The organism is Algiphilus sp. (assembly GCF_965216485.1).
GTDB lineage: Bacteria > Pseudomonadota > Gammaproteobacteria > Nevskiales > Nevskiaceae > Algiphilus.
This window is the reverse complement of record NZ_OZ244162.1, coordinates 662,742-677,786: the sequence shown is the minus strand read 5'-3', so window position 1 is coordinate 677,786 and position 15,045 is coordinate 662,742. Positions and strand designations below refer to the sequence as shown.

Annotated in this window: 11 protein-coding genes and 1 tRNA gene; 6 read left to right on the top strand and 6 right to left on the bottom strand. The window is 63.9% G+C overall.

The window, feature by feature from the left end:
* Positions 1–40: 40 nt before the first annotated feature.
* Positions 41–1,192 (bottom strand): molybdopterin-synthase adenylyltransferase MoeB, encoded by a 1,152-nt coding sequence (moeB, locus tag ACOOFO_RS03100; protein WP_420428199.1) that lies wholly within the window; start codon positions 1,190–1,192, stop codon positions 41–43.
* 176 nt (positions 1,193–1,368) lie between these two features.
* Here moeB and apbC point away from each other — a divergent pair, with 176 nt between their 5' ends.
* The 3 genes from apbC (at position 1,369) to ACOOFO_RS03085 (ending at position 7,174) form a co-directional block, all read left to right on the top strand.
* Positions 1,369–2,457 (top strand): iron-sulfur cluster carrier protein ApbC, encoded by a 1,089-nt coding sequence (gene apbC / locus ACOOFO_RS03095; RefSeq protein WP_420428198.1) that lies wholly within the window; start codon positions 1,369–1,371, stop codon positions 2,455–2,457.
* A gap of 106 nt (positions 2,458–2,563) precedes the next feature.
* Positions 2,564–2,950 (top strand): SirB2 family protein, encoded by a 387-nt coding sequence (locus tag ACOOFO_RS03090; protein WP_420428197.1) that lies wholly within the window; start codon positions 2,564–2,566, stop codon positions 2,948–2,950.
* A gap of 51 nt (positions 2,951–3,001) precedes the next feature.
* Positions 3,002–7,174, top strand: coding sequence for an LAGLIDADG family homing endonuclease (locus ACOOFO_RS03085; RefSeq protein WP_420428196.1), 4,173 nt, complete (start codon positions 3,002–3,004; stop codon positions 7,172–7,174).
* Here ACOOFO_RS03085 and ACOOFO_RS03080 read toward each other — a convergent pair.
* Entirely contained in the window at positions 7,171–8,208 is a 1,038-nt protein-coding gene (locus ACOOFO_RS03080) for a hypothetical protein (protein WP_420428195.1), read from the bottom strand. The genes ACOOFO_RS03085 and ACOOFO_RS03080 overlap by 4 nt on opposite strands.
* A 202-nt stretch (positions 8,209–8,410) precedes the next feature.
* Positions 8,411–8,959, bottom strand: coding sequence for a phosphoribosyl-AMP cyclohydrolase (locus ACOOFO_RS03075; protein ID WP_420428194.1), 549 nt, complete (start codon positions 8,957–8,959; stop codon positions 8,411–8,413).
* A gap of 348 nt (positions 8,960–9,307) precedes the next feature.
* On the opposite strand from ACOOFO_RS03075, the gene ACOOFO_RS03070 reads away from it, so the two are divergent.
* The gene (locus tag ACOOFO_RS03070; RefSeq protein WP_420428193.1) at positions 9,308–11,590 is read left to right on the top strand and encodes a molybdopterin-containing oxidoreductase family protein; all 2,283 of its coding nucleotides are present in this window, start codon (positions 9,308–9,310) and stop codon (positions 11,588–11,590) included.
* Between the two features lie 31 nt (positions 11,591–11,621).
* Positions 11,622–11,801, top strand: coding sequence for a hypothetical protein (locus tag ACOOFO_RS03065; protein WP_350165422.1), 180 nt, complete (start codon positions 11,622–11,624; stop codon positions 11,799–11,801).
* A gap of 61 nt (positions 11,802–11,862) precedes the next feature.
* Here ACOOFO_RS03065 and ACOOFO_RS03060 read toward each other — a convergent pair.
* From ACOOFO_RS03060 to ACOOFO_RS03050, 3 genes are all read right to left on the bottom strand, one after another.
* Positions 11,863–11,938 (bottom strand) — tRNA-Thr (locus tag ACOOFO_RS03060).
* Positions 11,939–12,406: 468 nt separating this feature from the next.
* The gene (locus ACOOFO_RS03055; RefSeq protein WP_420428192.1) at positions 12,407–13,216 is read right to left on the bottom strand and encodes a dienelactone hydrolase family protein; all 810 of its coding nucleotides are present in this window, start codon (positions 13,214–13,216) and stop codon (positions 12,407–12,409) included.
* Between the two features lie 70 nt (positions 13,217–13,286).
* On the bottom strand, positions 13,287–14,231 hold the full coding sequence (locus ACOOFO_RS03050) for an oxygenase MpaB family protein (protein ID WP_420428191.1): 945 nt from the start codon (positions 14,229–14,231) through the stop codon (positions 13,287–13,289).
* A gap of 164 nt (positions 14,232–14,395) precedes the next feature.
* On the opposite strand from ACOOFO_RS03050, the gene ACOOFO_RS03045 reads away from it, so the two are divergent.
* A complete protein-coding gene (locus tag ACOOFO_RS03045) occupies positions 14,396–15,034 on the top strand; it encodes a TetR/AcrR family transcriptional regulator (RefSeq protein WP_420428190.1) in 639 nt (212 codons plus the stop codon).
* Positions 15,035–15,045: the final 11 nt, after the last annotated feature.

Sequence of the window (15,045 nt, the reverse complement as noted above, 5' to 3'; positions counted from 1 at the left end):
CGCCGCCACAGCGGGCATCGCCTCGATCGCCGGACGCTATTCAGCCGCCTGCGCAAAAGGCGGCGTAATCGGTGTAGCCCGGAAAGGCGCGGCCGGGGGCGCAATAGCGGCAGTCGGTGTCGATCGGGATCGACAGCATGCGAAAACGCATGCGCAGTGCATCGAAGCGCAACAGGCGACCGCGCAGTGATTCGCCGAAACCGGCAATGCACTTCATGGCCTCCAGCGCCTGCAACAGGCCGATCACGCCCGGTACCACGCCCAGAACCCCCGCTTCACTGCAGGGCGGAGCAGCACCCGCGGGCGGCGGCTCGGGAAAGAGACAGCGGTAGCACGGCTGCCCGCCGGCGCCAAACACAGCCACCTGCCCCTCGAAGCCCTGGACCGCACCGTAGACGTTGGGCAGGCCGAGCTTGATGCAGGCGTCGTTGACGAGATAGCGCGTCGGGAAGTTGTCCGAACCGTCGACGATCACGTCATAGTCGGCGAACAGCGCTTCCACCTGGCTGGCGTCGAGACGCAGCGCGTGTGCATGCACCCGCACCTTTGGATTCAGCGCGTTCAGGGTGGCCTGCGCCGATGCAGTCTTCGACTGGCCGACGCGGTCATCGCGGTGTAGCACCTGGCGATGCAGATTGCTGCGCTCCACGCTGTCGTCGTCGACCAGGCCCAGCGTACCCACCCCGGCCGCTGCCAGATACAGCGCCGCCGGCGACCCCAAGCCACCGGCACCGATGACCAGTACGCGTGCCTGCTGCAGCGCCGCCTGTCCCGCTTCGCCCAGCTCCGGCAGTGCGATCTGGCGCGCATAGCGGATGCGCGCGTCGGCATCGGCCATGGCCGGCAGGGTCCAGGCCAGGCCCTCGTCCTTCCAGCGCGTGAAGCCGCCCGCAACGGAACGCACGTCGCGGTAGCCCAGCCGACGAAGGTCGTCGGCCGCCAGTAGCGAGCGCGTGCCGGAGCCACACATCAGCAACACCGGCGTATCCATGTCGGGCACCGCCTCACCAATGCGCAGCTCCAGAAAGCTGCGCCCCAGTGCCAGCGCGCCTTCCGGCATCCCCTGCGCATGCTCTTCCGCCTCGCGCACATCGATCAGCGGGATGCCCTGGCGCAGCAGCGCCTGTGCCTGCCGGGGCGTGATCTCGGGGATGTCGGCGCGCAGCGCCGCCAGATGCTGTTCTACCGTCATCATCACTCCAGGCCCGTCCTGCCACACGCAGGGGCCAATCTGGGCCGGCACGCTAGCACAAGCGCGGCAGCCAGCAGCACTTGGCCGCGCGCGTGGTGCCTGGATGCTGCATACACCACTGCTGCGCACTGGCATCATTGCGGTCCTGCAAAAAACACCCGGGTCACACGCTTTCGATGGAAGACGATCTCCGCGCCCGCATCCACGCCACGCTCCGCGCATTCGACGACACCTTGCTCGGCGAGCACTTCGCCCTGGGCAGCCGCATCGAAAGCATTGAGATCGACGGCGATCGCGTACGCGTGGTGCTGGAGCTGGGCTTTCCGGCGGCGCGCTACAGCACCGCGCTGGCAGACGGGCTCAAGGCCGCCATTGGCGCCCTGCCCGGTGTCAGCGAGGCCAAGGTGGGCCTGACGCAGGCCATCCCCAGTCACACTGCGCAGCCGGGGCTGGATGCCTTCCGCGGCATCAAGAACATCGTTGCGGTCTCATCGGCCAAGGGCGGGGTAGGCAAGTCCACTGTCGCGGCCAATCTGGCGCTGGCACTGGCGTCGGAAGGCGCCGCGGTCGGCATGCTCGATGCCGACATCTACGGCCCCAGCCAGCCGCGCATGCTGGGTGTACGCGGCAAGCCCGAGACAAAGGACAACAAAACCTTCGAGCCCATGATGAGCCATGGCATCCAGTCGATGTCCATCGGCTACCTCATCGATGAAGAGCAACCGATGGTCTGGCGTGGCCCGATGGTGACCCAGGCGCTGCAGCAGCTGCTCAATGAAACCAATTGGCGGGCACTGGACTACCTCATCGTTGATATGCCGCCGGGTACGGGCGATACCCAGCTCACGCTCTCGCAGCGCGTGCCACTGGCGGGGGCGGTCATCGTCACCACACCGCAGGACATCGCCACACTCGACGCCCGCAAGGGGCTGCAGATGTTCAACAAGGTGAACGTTCCCGTGCTGGGTATCGTCGAGAACATGAGCCTGCACGTGTGCTCCCACTGCGGGCACGAAGAGCACATCTTCGGCAGCGGTGGTGGCGAGCGCGTTGCGCACGACTATCAGGTGCCGCTGCTCGGCGCGCTACCGCTGGACATCAGTATCCGCGAGAACGCCGACGCCGGTCACCCCAGCGTGGTGGCGGACCCCGAAGGCAGCATTGCGCAGCACTACCGGCAGATCGCCCTGCGCATGGGCGCGCGCCTCTCGGCCATCGCGGGCGGAGCGGGCAGCTTCATGCCCGAGATCGTTGATGAGGATTAGTGGGCTGCGTAGCGATCTCTGAGGCAGTCCCGCCGCACGGCACGTGCCTGCGTGCGGCGGCGCTGCCGATGCCGCCATTGCCCGTGCCACAAGGTGCTTGATCCCGATGCACTATGCCGTGCTGCTTCACCTGCATGTCACTGCCGTCGTGCTGAGCGGGGGGCTTTTTCTCATCCGCGGCAGTGCCATGCTGGCCGGCGCCGACTGGCATCAACGCGGCCTGTGGCGGGTCGTGCCGCATGTCGTCGACAGCGTGCTTCTGGCGGCGGCGGTCGGCCTGCTGGTAGTGCTGCATGGCCAACCACTGGGCCAGCCCTGGCTGTACGCCAAGCTGATCGCGCTGCCGGCCTACGTGATCGCCGGCAGTATTGCCCTCAAGCGCGGGCGCAGTACCGGTCAACGACGCACCGCCTTCGTGGCTGCACTACTGATCTTCACCTACATCGTGGGTGTCGCTCTCAGTCGATCCACAACATGGTGGGTGTCTACATAGTGGAAATCCCGGGGTCGCGGCCAAGGCGCCAGCGTATTAGTCTGGCCACAGATGACACGCCCGAGCGTGTCCGGCAGGAGGTGTGCCATTCCCGATACCAGCTTCAAGACCAGCTTCGACCAGGACGACTTCTACGACAGCGTTCTGCAGGAGAAGTACTGCAAGTCGGGAGAGCGTAGCCGGGAGGAGATCTTCCGGCGCGTAGCGGCCGGCCTTGCACACGTGGAACGCGAGCGCGCGGAAGCGGGGTCCACCGCCGACCGACGTCGTCTTGCCAAGACACTCGGCATCGACGATGCCACCCCAGGCGCCATCGAACAGGCCTTCTACACCCGCTTCCTGCACGCCCAGGAAGCCGGCTTCTATCCCGCCGGGCGCATCGCGAGTGCCTGCGGCACCGACATCCGCGCCACGCTGATCAACTGCTTCGTCCAGCCGGTCGGCGACTCGATCTCCGAGGACAGTGACGACAAGGTCGCGATCTACACCGCTCTGCGCGAAGCCGCCGAGACCATGCGCCGCGGTGGCGGCGTCGGCTACGATTTTTCGCGTATCCGCCCGCGCGGCGCCCAGGTCAAGGGCACGCACTCGCGCGCCAGTGGCCCACTGTCCTACATGCGCGTCTTCGACCGCAGTTGCGAGACCGTCGAATCCGCCGGTGCGCGCCGCGGCGCGCAGATGGGCGTCCTGCGTTGCGACCACCCGGACATCGAAGCCTTTGTCACCGCCAAGGACCTCAGCGCATTCAATGCGCTCATCGCGCGCCTGGATCTTGGCTGGGAAGAAGCCGAAGCCCTGCGCAACCGCGTGCGCAGCCTCTCCAACTTCAACCTCAGCGTCGCGGTCACGGATGCGCTGATGGCCGCGGTTGAAGCCGACGACGACTTTGAACTGGTCCATGCCGTTGAACCCAGCGATGCGCTGAAGGCCGACGGTGCCTACCGCCGCGACAGCGACGGCATGTGGGTCTACCGACGCCTGCCCGCCCGCGAGCTGTGGGACCGCATCATCCGCCAGACCTATGACACCGCTGAGCCCGGCGTGGTCTTCATCGACCGCATGAATGCGGACAACAATCTCTGGTACGCGGAAAGCATCGAGGCCACGAACCCGTGTCTCGCTGCCGATACCTGGATCACGACGGTCGATGGTCGCCGCCAGATCAAGGATCTCGTTGGAAGCCCGTTCGACGCGTTGGTGGACGGCTCAGCCTGTGCCTCCGGCCCGGAAGGTTTCTTTGCCACTGGTGAAAAACCGATATTGCGTATCCGCACGCGTCGAGGGTTCAGCCTTCGCGTGACGGATGACCATCTGCTGCAGGCGATCACTAGCAGCACGCGCTTCTCGCTGAATTGTGCATGGAAGGCGGCGGGAGACTTCAAGGTTGGCGACACCCTCGCGCTTTCGAATCAACGTGCGGCGTCCCATCGCCATGACGAGGGGCAACACCAGAAGGGCTACTTGATCGGGCTTCTCATTGGTGACGGCACGCTCAAGGCTGACAAGACGGTGCTATCTGTCTGGAAAGAGGCGAAGGTAGCGCATGGGCCGGAGATCGCTTCAGGTGCCGACGCCATCATGGCGGCGGCGGAGGCGGCAGCACGCTCGCAGTCGCCTCGTGCTGACTTTGCCGGCTGGTATCCCGCGAGGACAACGGGCGGCTTTACCGAATACCGCATGGCTACTTCAGGCATTGTGCGCACTGCGCGCGAACTCGGCCTGACCCCCGGCAACAAGCGCATTACACCAGCCATCGAGGCTATGGATTACAGCTTCGTCCGCGGCCTGCTGCGCGGACTCTTCGATGCAGATGGATCGGTACAGGGCAGCCAACAAAAAGGCGTATCGGTACGCCTGTCGCAAAGCAACATCGAATCGCTCGAGGCGGTTCAACGCATGCTGCTGAGCCTGGGCATCGCAGCGACCATCTATCGTGAACGGCGACCGGCAGGCGTAAGCCAATTGCCTGATGGACGTGGAGGTACAAAGGCGTACCACACCCGCGCACAGCATGAACTCTGCATCTCCGGCGACAACCTGCCAGTCTTTGCTGAGCGCGTTGGCTTCAGCGACACCACCAAGGCCCGGAAGTTGTCTGCAGCCATGGGAAGCTATCGACGCGCACTGAATCGGGAGCGTTTTGTCGACGAAGTGGTCGACATCATCGCCGAAGGCGTCGAAACGGTGTACGACGCCCAGATCCCCGGCAAGAGCCGTTTCGATGCAAACGGGCTCGTGGCCCACAACTGCGGCGAACAGCCGCTGCCCGACTACGGCTGCTGCTGCCTGGGCAGCATCAATCTATCCGCCTTTGTGCGCGACGCCTTTGGCGACGCACCCTACGTGGATTACGAGCTTCTGGGGGACACCGTACGCACCGCCGTGCGCATGCTGGACGATGTGCTCGATGCGACCTACTGGCCACTGCCCGCCCAGCGGGATGAAGCCATGCAGAAGCGGCGCATCGGCCTTGGTATGACTGGGCTGGGCACGGCCACCGCAATGATGAAGCAGGTGTACGGCAGCGATGAAGGGGTGAAGCTGGCTGATGCGCTGGCCGACTTCATCAAGCGTCACGCCTATATGGCGTCGGTCGAACTGGGCAAGGAGAAGGGCGCCTTCCCCGCCTTCGACGCCGAAAAATACCTGCAATCGGGCTTCATGCAACGCATGCCGACGGAGCTGCGCGAGGCCATCGCCCAGCACGGCATCCGCAACTCGCACGTGCTGTCCATTGCCCCCACCGGCACCATCTCGCTGGCCTTCGGGCGCAATGTGTCGAACGGTATCGAGCCCCCCTTTGCCTGGGCCTACACCCGCTACAAGCGTCAGCAGGACGGCGAGCGGCAAGCCTACGAGGTCCAGGACCGGGGCTATCGCCTGTTCCTCGAACAGGGCGGGGACCCAGAGCAACTGCCCGAGTATTTCGTCAACGCACAGACCCTGCCGGTGGCTGCCCATCTTGCTACGCAGGCGGCGGTACAGAAGCACGTCGACTCCTCGATTTCCAAGACCATCAACGTGCCGGCGGACTATGACTTCGAGACCTTCAAGCAGGTCTATGCCGATGCCTTTGCCGCTGGGTGCAAGGGCTGCACCACCTACCGGCCGAACGACAGCACCGGCGCCGTGCTGCGCGTGACCGCGCCGACGGCACGCCAGACACCGGCCTCCTTCGTCGACGAATCCGACCGGCGCATCCGCCTGGATCAGGTTCCCGCACCCGCATTGTCCAGCCTGCGCTGGCCCGGCCGACCGGAGATCGCCGAAGGCAATCCGTCCTGGACCTATTTCGTGGATGGCGATACCGCCCGTTTTGCCGTGGTCATCGGCCATACCGAGAATGGCTCGGCCTCGCCCTTCGAGGTATGGGTCAATGGCGTCGAACAGCCACCCGGTCTGGGTGCCACCGCCAAGCTGTTGTCGATGGATATGCGCAGCCAGGATCGCGGCTGGCTGGAGAAGAAGCTGGATGCGCTGCTGAAGACCCGCGGCGCGCCGATCCGCGCCGTCATGCCCGGCCAGGGCGAAGTCGTGATGGCCTCTGCCACGGCCGTGGTGGCACGGCTGGTCAAGCTGCGCTGCCAGCAGCTCGGCGCCTTCGAAGCAACCGGCCCCACACCGGTACTCGATGCGCTGATGTCCGACAAGGAGCCCAAGGCCGACACCGACGGCACGATGAGCTGGACGGTGGATGTGGCCAATGCCCAGACGGGGGACGATTTCGTGCTCGGGCTGAAGGAGCTCGTGATGCCGGACGGCAATCGTCGGCCCTACAGCGTGTGGCTGTCCGGCGACTATCCGCGTGATCTCGACGGACTCTGCAAGCTGCTGTCACTGGACATGCGGGTCATTGACCCGGCCTGGATCGGGGAAAAGCTGCGCAAGCTGCTCAACTATGCCGAGCCGCACGGTGATTTCCTGGCCCGCCGACCGGGCAGCAAGAAGATGCTGCGCTATCCCTCCACGGTGGCTTATATCGCCGCACTTATGCTGCACCGCTACGGCATGCTCGGCCTGCTCGACGAGGAGGGCCGCCCGCTCAACCCGATGGGCGTACTGGCGGCGCGTGACCCGGTGACGGATCCAACCACGTTGAAGGACCCCGCCAAGTCCAGACCACTACCGGGCGCCCCCTGTCCCGACTGCGGCACGCATGCGGTGATCAAGCGCGACGGCTGCGACGCTTGCACCGCTTGCGGCTGGGTGGGGGCCTGCGGCTAGGGCGCTGCCAGCTCTGCGCTACCAAGAGGACGCAGATCACAAACGATCGGCACATGATCAAACGCAGTGGTCTCGGTGGCGGTGCCGGCAAAACAATCGCCACGGAAGGCATCGCTGGCCACATGGTCGATGTTCAGCAGATTGGCGTAGGTGGGGGCCGCCAGCAGCCCCGTCTCGGAGATTTGCACGAAGGCACGCCCCTCGCCGACGTAGGTATTCCAGGTGCGGGCACTGGGATCGATCAATGCCAGGCGCCCGGGGTCGGTATTGAGGTCGCCCAGCACAATATTGCGCAGCCCGTTGGCGGCTGGCATGCCGGAGCCATCACGCAGGTCGACGAAGACCTGCTCGAATTGTTCCACCCGACAGTTCTGATCCTCCACGGTCGCACCCGACGTGCCATGGATGTTCACCACGGTCAGCGACTCGCCAGCGACGAGGTCAATGACGCCCCGCCCGATGCGCGTACCGCCGCCGCAATCTTCGGTGATACCGCCTGCGAGCCGGTCCGGGCAAAAGCGGTCTTGGCAACCGCGAAAACGGCCCACATCCCTTCGCACCGCAAGGCATTTGTCGGGTCGGCCTTGATGACAGGCCACCTGATAATCAGGGCCCAGCACGCGCGTGATGACCGTGTCATCCCCCGGCGCCCATTCCTCGCAGATGAACCCGGCGTGGTGGGCCTCAGGAATCTCCAGGCAGTTCGGAGCGTGAAAAATTTCCTGGATCGCCACGATGTCCGGCGCAAGCGCATCGAAGAAGGCGCGTACGTCGGCCATCAAGGCCAAATGCGCCAGGCCCGTGCCGTACCACTCGCTGGCCGTTTCTGCATCCTCGCAACTGTATTCGGAGTCTGGCGCGCGAGAACACTGCGGGGTCCCGGTATTGAAGGTCACTGCGCGCAACGGCTGCGCGGTGCGCGGTGCATCGCCCGGTGGGTCGCGTGCAGCGTCGCCACTGCAGCCAACGGCAAGCGTACCCGCCACGAGGAGCAAGGTGATGTGGGCGGACCGCCTGGTCACACGAGTCGTCACTGAAGCACATCCACAGCCAGGGATCAGGCTTCAGGATAGATCGCGCCGATGACAGTGCGGCTTCGCACGAAGATACGTGTCGTGCGCTGCCGATGCTTCGGGCTAGCGCAGGGGCTGTTCGGGGAGACCGCGCCTTGTGCGTGGAGCCCTAGGGCTCCACGCACAGTCAAGGTCCGCCCTTCTCAGAGAGGAGAAGTACTCATCAGGGCGAAAACGGCAGCGAGGAATGATGCACGTTGATCAGCGGCTGGCCATCTTTGCCCGGGATGTAGCCAAAGGTGTATTCGACCTTCACTTCCTGTCCTTCCGGGGTGGTGAAGTAATAGTTGCCCATCGCCACGGCGGAGTCGGAGTCGATGTACAGGCCTTCATTCTCGAAGCGCACCGCGGTCCACGGGTTGATGGCAAAGCCGCCGTCTTCCTTGATGTCACCACCGACGAAGTAGGAATGCGCCTCTTCGTAGGTATCGCGGAACTGCTCTTCCGCCGCCTTGGTGGGCTTGAACAGCACCGGCGCCTTGCCATATGCATATAAGGTGCGAATGTGCTCAGCGGCACGGGCGCTGTAGTCACCGCCTTCGGTCTTGGTCGCACCGATGGCGACAATGCCTTCCGCCCAGGCGGTCTGCGCGGCCTCGATCTCGGCGGGCGTAAAGGCCATATCCTTCTTAGCTGCACCCACCGTCATTACTGCCGCCAGCGCAACCGCACCGCCACCAACGGCCATCACAGTCATACGCTTGTTTTTCATTTCACACTCCTTTTGTTGGTCAGAAACGCAGTGATCCAGCACGCGTGCAGAATGCCCCCAGGACGGTGAGCAAATCCTGTGAGCCACATGAAAAGAAAATAAATTTCTGACGGAGGCGCCGCGCCGATGGGCACGCCCGCTGCATGGGCGCGCGGTATCGCTCCTAGGGCGCTCTTAGCGCCCTGGGCCCCTTCTTCCGAAAGGTGCAATCCCGCCGTCGAAGAGGCATGGTGACGAGTGGACCGGACGTACCCCGTGCCGGGCCAACGGGTGGAAGTGATGCCCACGTCATGCCAGCCGTGAAACACTCCCTTGAATTGCGCGTTGACCCGACGAGAAGGAGACAGCATGCCGGCACCGATTCCGATTGGAGAAGAAGCGCATCCTTACACCAAGCCGGTCATTCGGGACGCGCGAAAAGGGGTGGTATCCAAGCGCGCGCTCTGTCAGAGCTGCGACATGCAATGTGCGGTGGTGACTGAGTCCATCGACGGACAGGTCGTGCGCGTGCGCTCCTCGGATAACCCGATATTCCGAGACCACATTTGCATGAAAGGCATTGTCACGCCCAAGGGCTTCTCGCACCCGGACCGCGTGCTCTACCCGTTGAAACGCGTGGGCCCACGCGGTTCCAACCAATGGGAGCGCGTCAGTTGGGAAGAGGCGATGGAAGACATCGGTGCGCGTCTGTCCGCCGTCATCGAAGAGCACGGACCCGAGGCCTGGGCGGTGTCCACCAGTCAGTGGAACAGCGGAACGGACCACGGCCTCGGTCGCCGCATCATGAATCATGTGGGTTCGCCGAACTGGATCTCCGGAGTCTCGCTCTGTGCCGGCAATACGGCCGCGGTCAATCGCCTGACGTACGGCTGGTTCCCTTTAGGCGATTTCCACTCCACCAAATGCATTGTGCTGTTCGGCCACAACCCGCGCCGGCACAGCTGGGTGATGATCTACAACTACATCCGCCTGGCCCAGGCTCGCGGTGCCAAACTCATCGTGCTGGATCCGCGCGAGAGCAGCAGTGCCAAGCGCGCAGACATCTACCTGCCGCTCAAGGTGGGTAGTGACGCTGCCATGATGTTTGGCTGGCTGAAGGTCATCATCGATGAGGGGCTTTACGACAAGGCCTTCGTCGAGAAATGGTGCGAGGGCTTCGATGAACTGCGCGAGCGTGTCAACGAATTCCCACTCGAACGTGTTGCCAAGCTCACCGGCTGCGACCCCGAAATGATCGCCAAGGCGGCGCGCATGTACGCCACCGAGGGACCGTCGATTATCCCGTGGACGCCGATCACCGACATGCAGCGCAACTCGACGTCCGCCATCCGACTGCAGAGCATTCTGCGCGCCATCTGTGGCTATCTCGATGTGCGCGGTGGGGAAACCTTCCACGGTCTCGTATCCGGGGTCATCAACGATTCGCAGATCGAGATGCACCACGTCCTGCCACGCGAACAGCAAATGAAACAGCTCGGCAGCGACGCGCACCCGGTCTACACCTACCGTGGGCAGGAAGCCCTGCGCGGGCCCATGAAACGGGTCTGGGGGCACGAATACATCAATCAGGTCGTGGGTTGCTACATGGCCAACCCACCTGCCGTCTTCAAGGCGATGGCGGGTGAAGGGCCTTATGCGGTCAAGGCCTTCTTCGTCATCGGCAACAATCCGGTCATGAGTTACTCGAACATGAATCGGATCATCAAGGGCATGATGAATCAGGACCTCATTGTGGTTCAGGACCACTTCATGACCCCGAGTGCGCAGCTCGCCGATTACGTCCTGCCCGGCGACACCTGGCACGAGCGGCCTTGGCTGTCCGACTTGTTCGAGTGGATCAGCTTCGTGCGGCCTTCCGAACAGAGCATGGAACCGATGGGGGAGGCCAAGAGCACCTGGGAATTCTGGAAGCTGTTAGCCAACGCCCTCGGCAAGCCCGAGCTCGTTCCGTGGAAGGATATCTACGAGTTCTACGACTATCGGTTGAAAGGGCTGGGCAAGTCCTTCAAGGAATTCTGCGCAACGACGGATGTGCACTTCGAGCCGGTCAAGTACAAGAAATACGAACAGACCGGCTTTGCAACGCCTTCCGGCAAGGTGGAACTCAAATCCTCGATTCTTGAGAACCTCGGTTTCGACCCGCTGCCCTATTTCCGTGAAGATCCCGCCATGCCCGAGGACTATCCGCTGATGATGTTCACGGGCGTTCGCGAGGATCCGTACTTCCAAACCAGCGGCCGGCATATTCCCGAAATGCGCGCCAGAGTCCCCGAGCCGCGAGCCTATCTCAGCGAGAAGACCGCCAGAGACTGGGGCGTCGTGCACGATGAATGGGTTGATGTCGCGAATGAGCTGGCCTCGATCCGCATGCAGATCGAGATCAACCCCTCGATGCCGGATGATTTGCTACGCATCCCGCATGGATGGTGGAAACCGGAGATGGAACGCGGCGCCGGCAAACTCTCCGGTGCCATCCTGCACGCCGATGCCCAGCTTTGCCGGGACGACCCCGACTACTTCGACCAGGAGCAGGGCATCCCGCACCTGAAGGGCATTCCCTGCCGCATCAATAAGCTGACGACCGAACACGCCGAAGCGAAAGGAACCGCCGATGCTATTCCGGTTGCTTAATGCCTGGCGCGCGGACTTGGTAGGCAAGCTCATGATTGCGCTTGCCCATCGCGGCGCGCGCAACCGCACCGTCTTTGACCGGATCGCGCGTTCGATCGTGAGTCAGGTCTTCGTCGTGCCCAAGAAGGACGACTTCATGGCGGACGAATTCATCGACAACGATACCGGCTACGACCTCGAAGAACTCAGGCGCTATCAGCGGGGCGAGTAATCGAAGGTCCCGTATTGAAGCGCTCGATCACGGCAACACGCCGCGGCGGGCCTCACCCCATTGGTGCCGGCGGAGAGAATCGAACTCCCGACCTTCGCATTACAAGTGCGCTGCTCTACCTGCTGAGCTACGCCGGCGTGGGTTGCCAATACTAACTGCCGCGCAAACTTGGCCGCAGTCACTAAGCTCGGCTCCTGCCTCGCAAAGTGACCCGGGGCAGACCGTCCTGGTCTGCCCGCCGAAGCCCATGGCTTCGGCCCTGCTGAGCTACGCCGGCGTGGGTTGCCAATACTAACTGCCGCGCAAACTTGGCCGCAGTCACTAAGCTCGGCTCGGTTCTAGGCTCGACTCCTGTCTCGCCAAGCAACCCTGGCCGGGCCATCCTTGGCCCGCCCGCGCAACGCGCTGCGAATACCCACTGGGTATTCGGTCGCGTCACGCCCTCGCAAAGTGACCCGGGGCAGACCTTTCGCGCTGTGCGTCCTGCGCCGCGCGAAAGCCCTGGGTGTACTTTCTGTACACCCGCCGACCGCGTTGCGGCCGGCCCTGCTCTGCCCGCCGAAGCACATGGCTTCGGCCCAGCTGAGCTACGCCGGCAAGGGGCGCTATTGTAACGAAGCGGTGTCGGCGTACAGGTGTTCGCGCAGGAAGGCGAGGGTGCGGTCCAGTGCTTCGCGGGTGGGCTCGCCCTGCTTGTCGATGAGATGGTTGGTCAGCACGCTGTGCGGGGGCTTGGGTCCCTCGGGGTTGGCGTGCTTGTCGTCGATCTCGATGCCCTCGAAAGCATTCCCGAACTCGCGGCGCAGCCGCTCAAAGCGTTCTCCGGGACAGGCGGGGTCGCCTTTGAAGCGCAGGGCGAGGATAGCCGCTCCTTCATTGTCGATCTTGTCGTGCGCTGCGGCGATGGCGGCGTCCGAGGCATGCAGCCCTTGCCGACGCTCGGCACCGATGGGAAAGGGAAGGGAGGGCTGTGACAGCACGGGCGCGATCACGGGCGCGTCAAGCATCATCGCCAGCCCGAAATTGCCAGTGAGGCACATACCCATGGCGCCCACACCCGCACCGCCGTGCCGGTCGTGCAGATGACGCGCCAGCGCGCGCAGCCAATCGACGATGGGGCTTGACTCGCGGGATGCGAGCACACGGAAGGTCTTGGAGATGCAGACGCGCGAAAGAGTGCGCGCGGCGTAGGCAAGAGAGAAGTCCTTCATCGGCGTGCCGAAGAGCTGGGGCACATAGACGGTGAACCCGGCGTCGCGGACGCGACAAGCGAACTGATGAACTGCAGGTGTAATCCCGGGGACTTCAGTCATGACAATGACGACGGGGCCTTCTCCAGCCCGGAATACCGTGCGGGTTTCGCCCTCGTGGGTGAAGCGTTCTGTAGTGAAGCCCGGCAATGCCTCGTTGGACATGGCTGCCTCTCAATGGTCGATGTTGGACCGCAGCTTTGCACCGCCGGGCGGCGGACACAATGCCGATGCCTCAGCGGCGCACTTCCATTGACGAAGACAGCACGCGAGGGAGGGTGTCGCCTTGGGAGTGCGCCACGTCGCGCTCCCAAAGGAAGGCCTCCGGGTTCTGCCGGGCATCCAGCATGGCGTCGTGCGCCTGGGGGATGTAGCGCCAGCGCTCCGGCAGCAGGCGCAGCACCACCCGCAGCACGTGGACGTAGGCTGAAAACCATAGCGCGTCCCAGCGCGTCCACCGCAGCTGGAAACGGCTGCGGAAGCGCGGATTGGCCGTGCCCACCACCATGCGCCGTACTGCGGGCGCAACCGCCTTCAGCAGCAGGCGCCACATTGGCTTGGGGATGCGCGACCCCGGCGGGCGCGGGTAGTGGGAAAAGGCGCGCACATCCAGCAGATCACACGCGACATCACCCAGCTGCAGGCGCTCATCGATCATGCGGTGCAGATGCGACCAGTACGCGGCTTCGGTAGCCGGCAGATCCTGCTCGCGCAGGCCCAGGATCAACCCCATACGACGCCATTCCTGAAAGACCTCGCGTCGCGCATCTTCACTCAAAGGGGTTCCAAACAGAGCGTGCATACGCACGGTGGCGTCGAAGCCCGTCATATGCACCCAGCCATAGGCCTCCGGCTCGAGGGCGTGATAAGGCCTGCCGTGCCGGTCTACGCCTTTGATGGCGCGGTGGTAGGCGCGAAGTGCCGCCCCCTTGCGTACGGCAGTGTCAGGGCGTGCGTAGACCACCGGCCAGAGCATCCGGTGCGAGCGCTGGATACGCCCCCACGGGTCTGTCTTGTAGACCGAATGCTCACCCACGCCCGCGTCGATGGTGGGATGGGCGACCTGCATGACGAAGGCCTGCGGCAGCATGAGGTGGAACATGAGGGAACCGAAATCCGCCCAGGTATGCGAGTCCGGACCCAGCGGCCGTGGTACGGGCTGATCGTCGGATGCGGTCATGGCTGATGTGCTGTCAGCGGGGGACATCGCAGGGCTGTGCCTTGATTACGGATGGATGTGGATGACCTCGGACGCCAATCACGCCGCGCTGGGTCAGCTTAAACCAAGCAATTGCTCGGATATACTCGGGTTTGGCGCAAAAGGCGCGGCGGAGCGCTCGGCGGATGCAAGTCCCTGATTACGAACCGAAGAAGCAGCCCAACCAGGCGCGTTCCAGAGCCACCTTTCAGGCCATTCTGGACGCCGCGGCTCGGATTCTGATGACGGAGGGATACGCGGGGCTCACCACCAATCATATCGCGCACATCGCCGGGGTCGGCATCGCCAGTGTCTACGAATATTTCCCCGGCAAGGAGGCCATCGTGGCGACACTTGCTGTGCAGGAACTGGACGCCTTCGTGGAGCGTGTGGCGGCCCATCTTCCGCGCGTCGTGGCGATGGGCGGACAGGCAGGCCTGCATCACCTGCTCGCAACCACGGTGGAGGAGGTGCATGCCAAGGCGGCGCTCTATCGGGTGTTGTTGCGCGAAATTCCATTCGTGGCACGGCTGCCACGCATTCTGCAGTTGCAGGAAAAAGCCTTTTCGCACGCACGTGCAGCAAGTGCACAGGCACCGGAGGCGCGGCAGCTGCCCGACTTCGAACGGGACACCTGGTTGATCTGGCAAATGACCTACAACACCGCGCTCGAAATCGGCTTTGCTGATCTGGAAGAAAAGGAGCGCAGCCGCATGGTGGACGAATTCGTGCGCCTGGTCGGGTGCATGCTGTTCCCGTCAGGCGGCAGGTCGGCCGCGACATGAAGCGGCCGGGC

What these genes read in the sequence shown, in the direction of transcription:
- moeB (WP_420428199.1), bottom strand. Translation starts at nt 1,192, where the DNA reads ATGACGGTAGAACAGCATCTGGCGGCGCTGCGCGCCGACATCCCCGAG.
- apbC (WP_420428198.1), top strand. Translation starts at nt 1,369, where the DNA reads ATGGAAGACGATCTCCGCGCCCGCATCCACGCCACGCTCCGCGCATTC.
- ACOOFO_RS03090 (WP_420428197.1), top strand. Translation starts at nt 2,564, where the DNA reads ATGCACTATGCCGTGCTGCTTCACCTGCATGTCACTGCCGTCGTGCTG.
- ACOOFO_RS03085 (WP_420428196.1), top strand. Translation starts at nt 3,002, where the DNA reads ATGACACGCCCGAGCGTGTCCGGCAGGAGGTGTGCCATTCCCGATACC.
- ACOOFO_RS03075 (WP_420428194.1), bottom strand. Translation starts at nt 8,959, where the DNA reads ATGAAAAACAAGCGTATGACTGTGATGGCCGTTGGTGGCGGTGCGGTT.
- ACOOFO_RS03070 (WP_420428193.1), top strand. Translation starts at nt 9,308, where the DNA reads ATGCCGGCACCGATTCCGATTGGAGAAGAAGCGCATCCTTACACCAAG.
- ACOOFO_RS03065 (WP_350165422.1), top strand. Translation starts at nt 11,622, where the DNA reads ATGATTGCGCTTGCCCATCGCGGCGCGCGCAACCGCACCGTCTTTGAC.
- ACOOFO_RS03055 (WP_420428192.1), bottom strand. Translation starts at nt 13,216, where the DNA reads ATGTCCAACGAGGCATTGCCGGGCTTCACTACAGAACGCTTCACCCAC.
- ACOOFO_RS03050 (WP_420428191.1), bottom strand. Translation starts at nt 14,231, where the DNA reads ATGACCGCATCCGACGATCAGCCCGTACCACGGCCGCTGGGTCCGGAC.
- ACOOFO_RS03045 (WP_420428190.1), top strand. Translation starts at nt 14,396, where the DNA reads ATGCAAGTCCCTGATTACGAACCGAAGAAGCAGCCCAACCAGGCGCGT.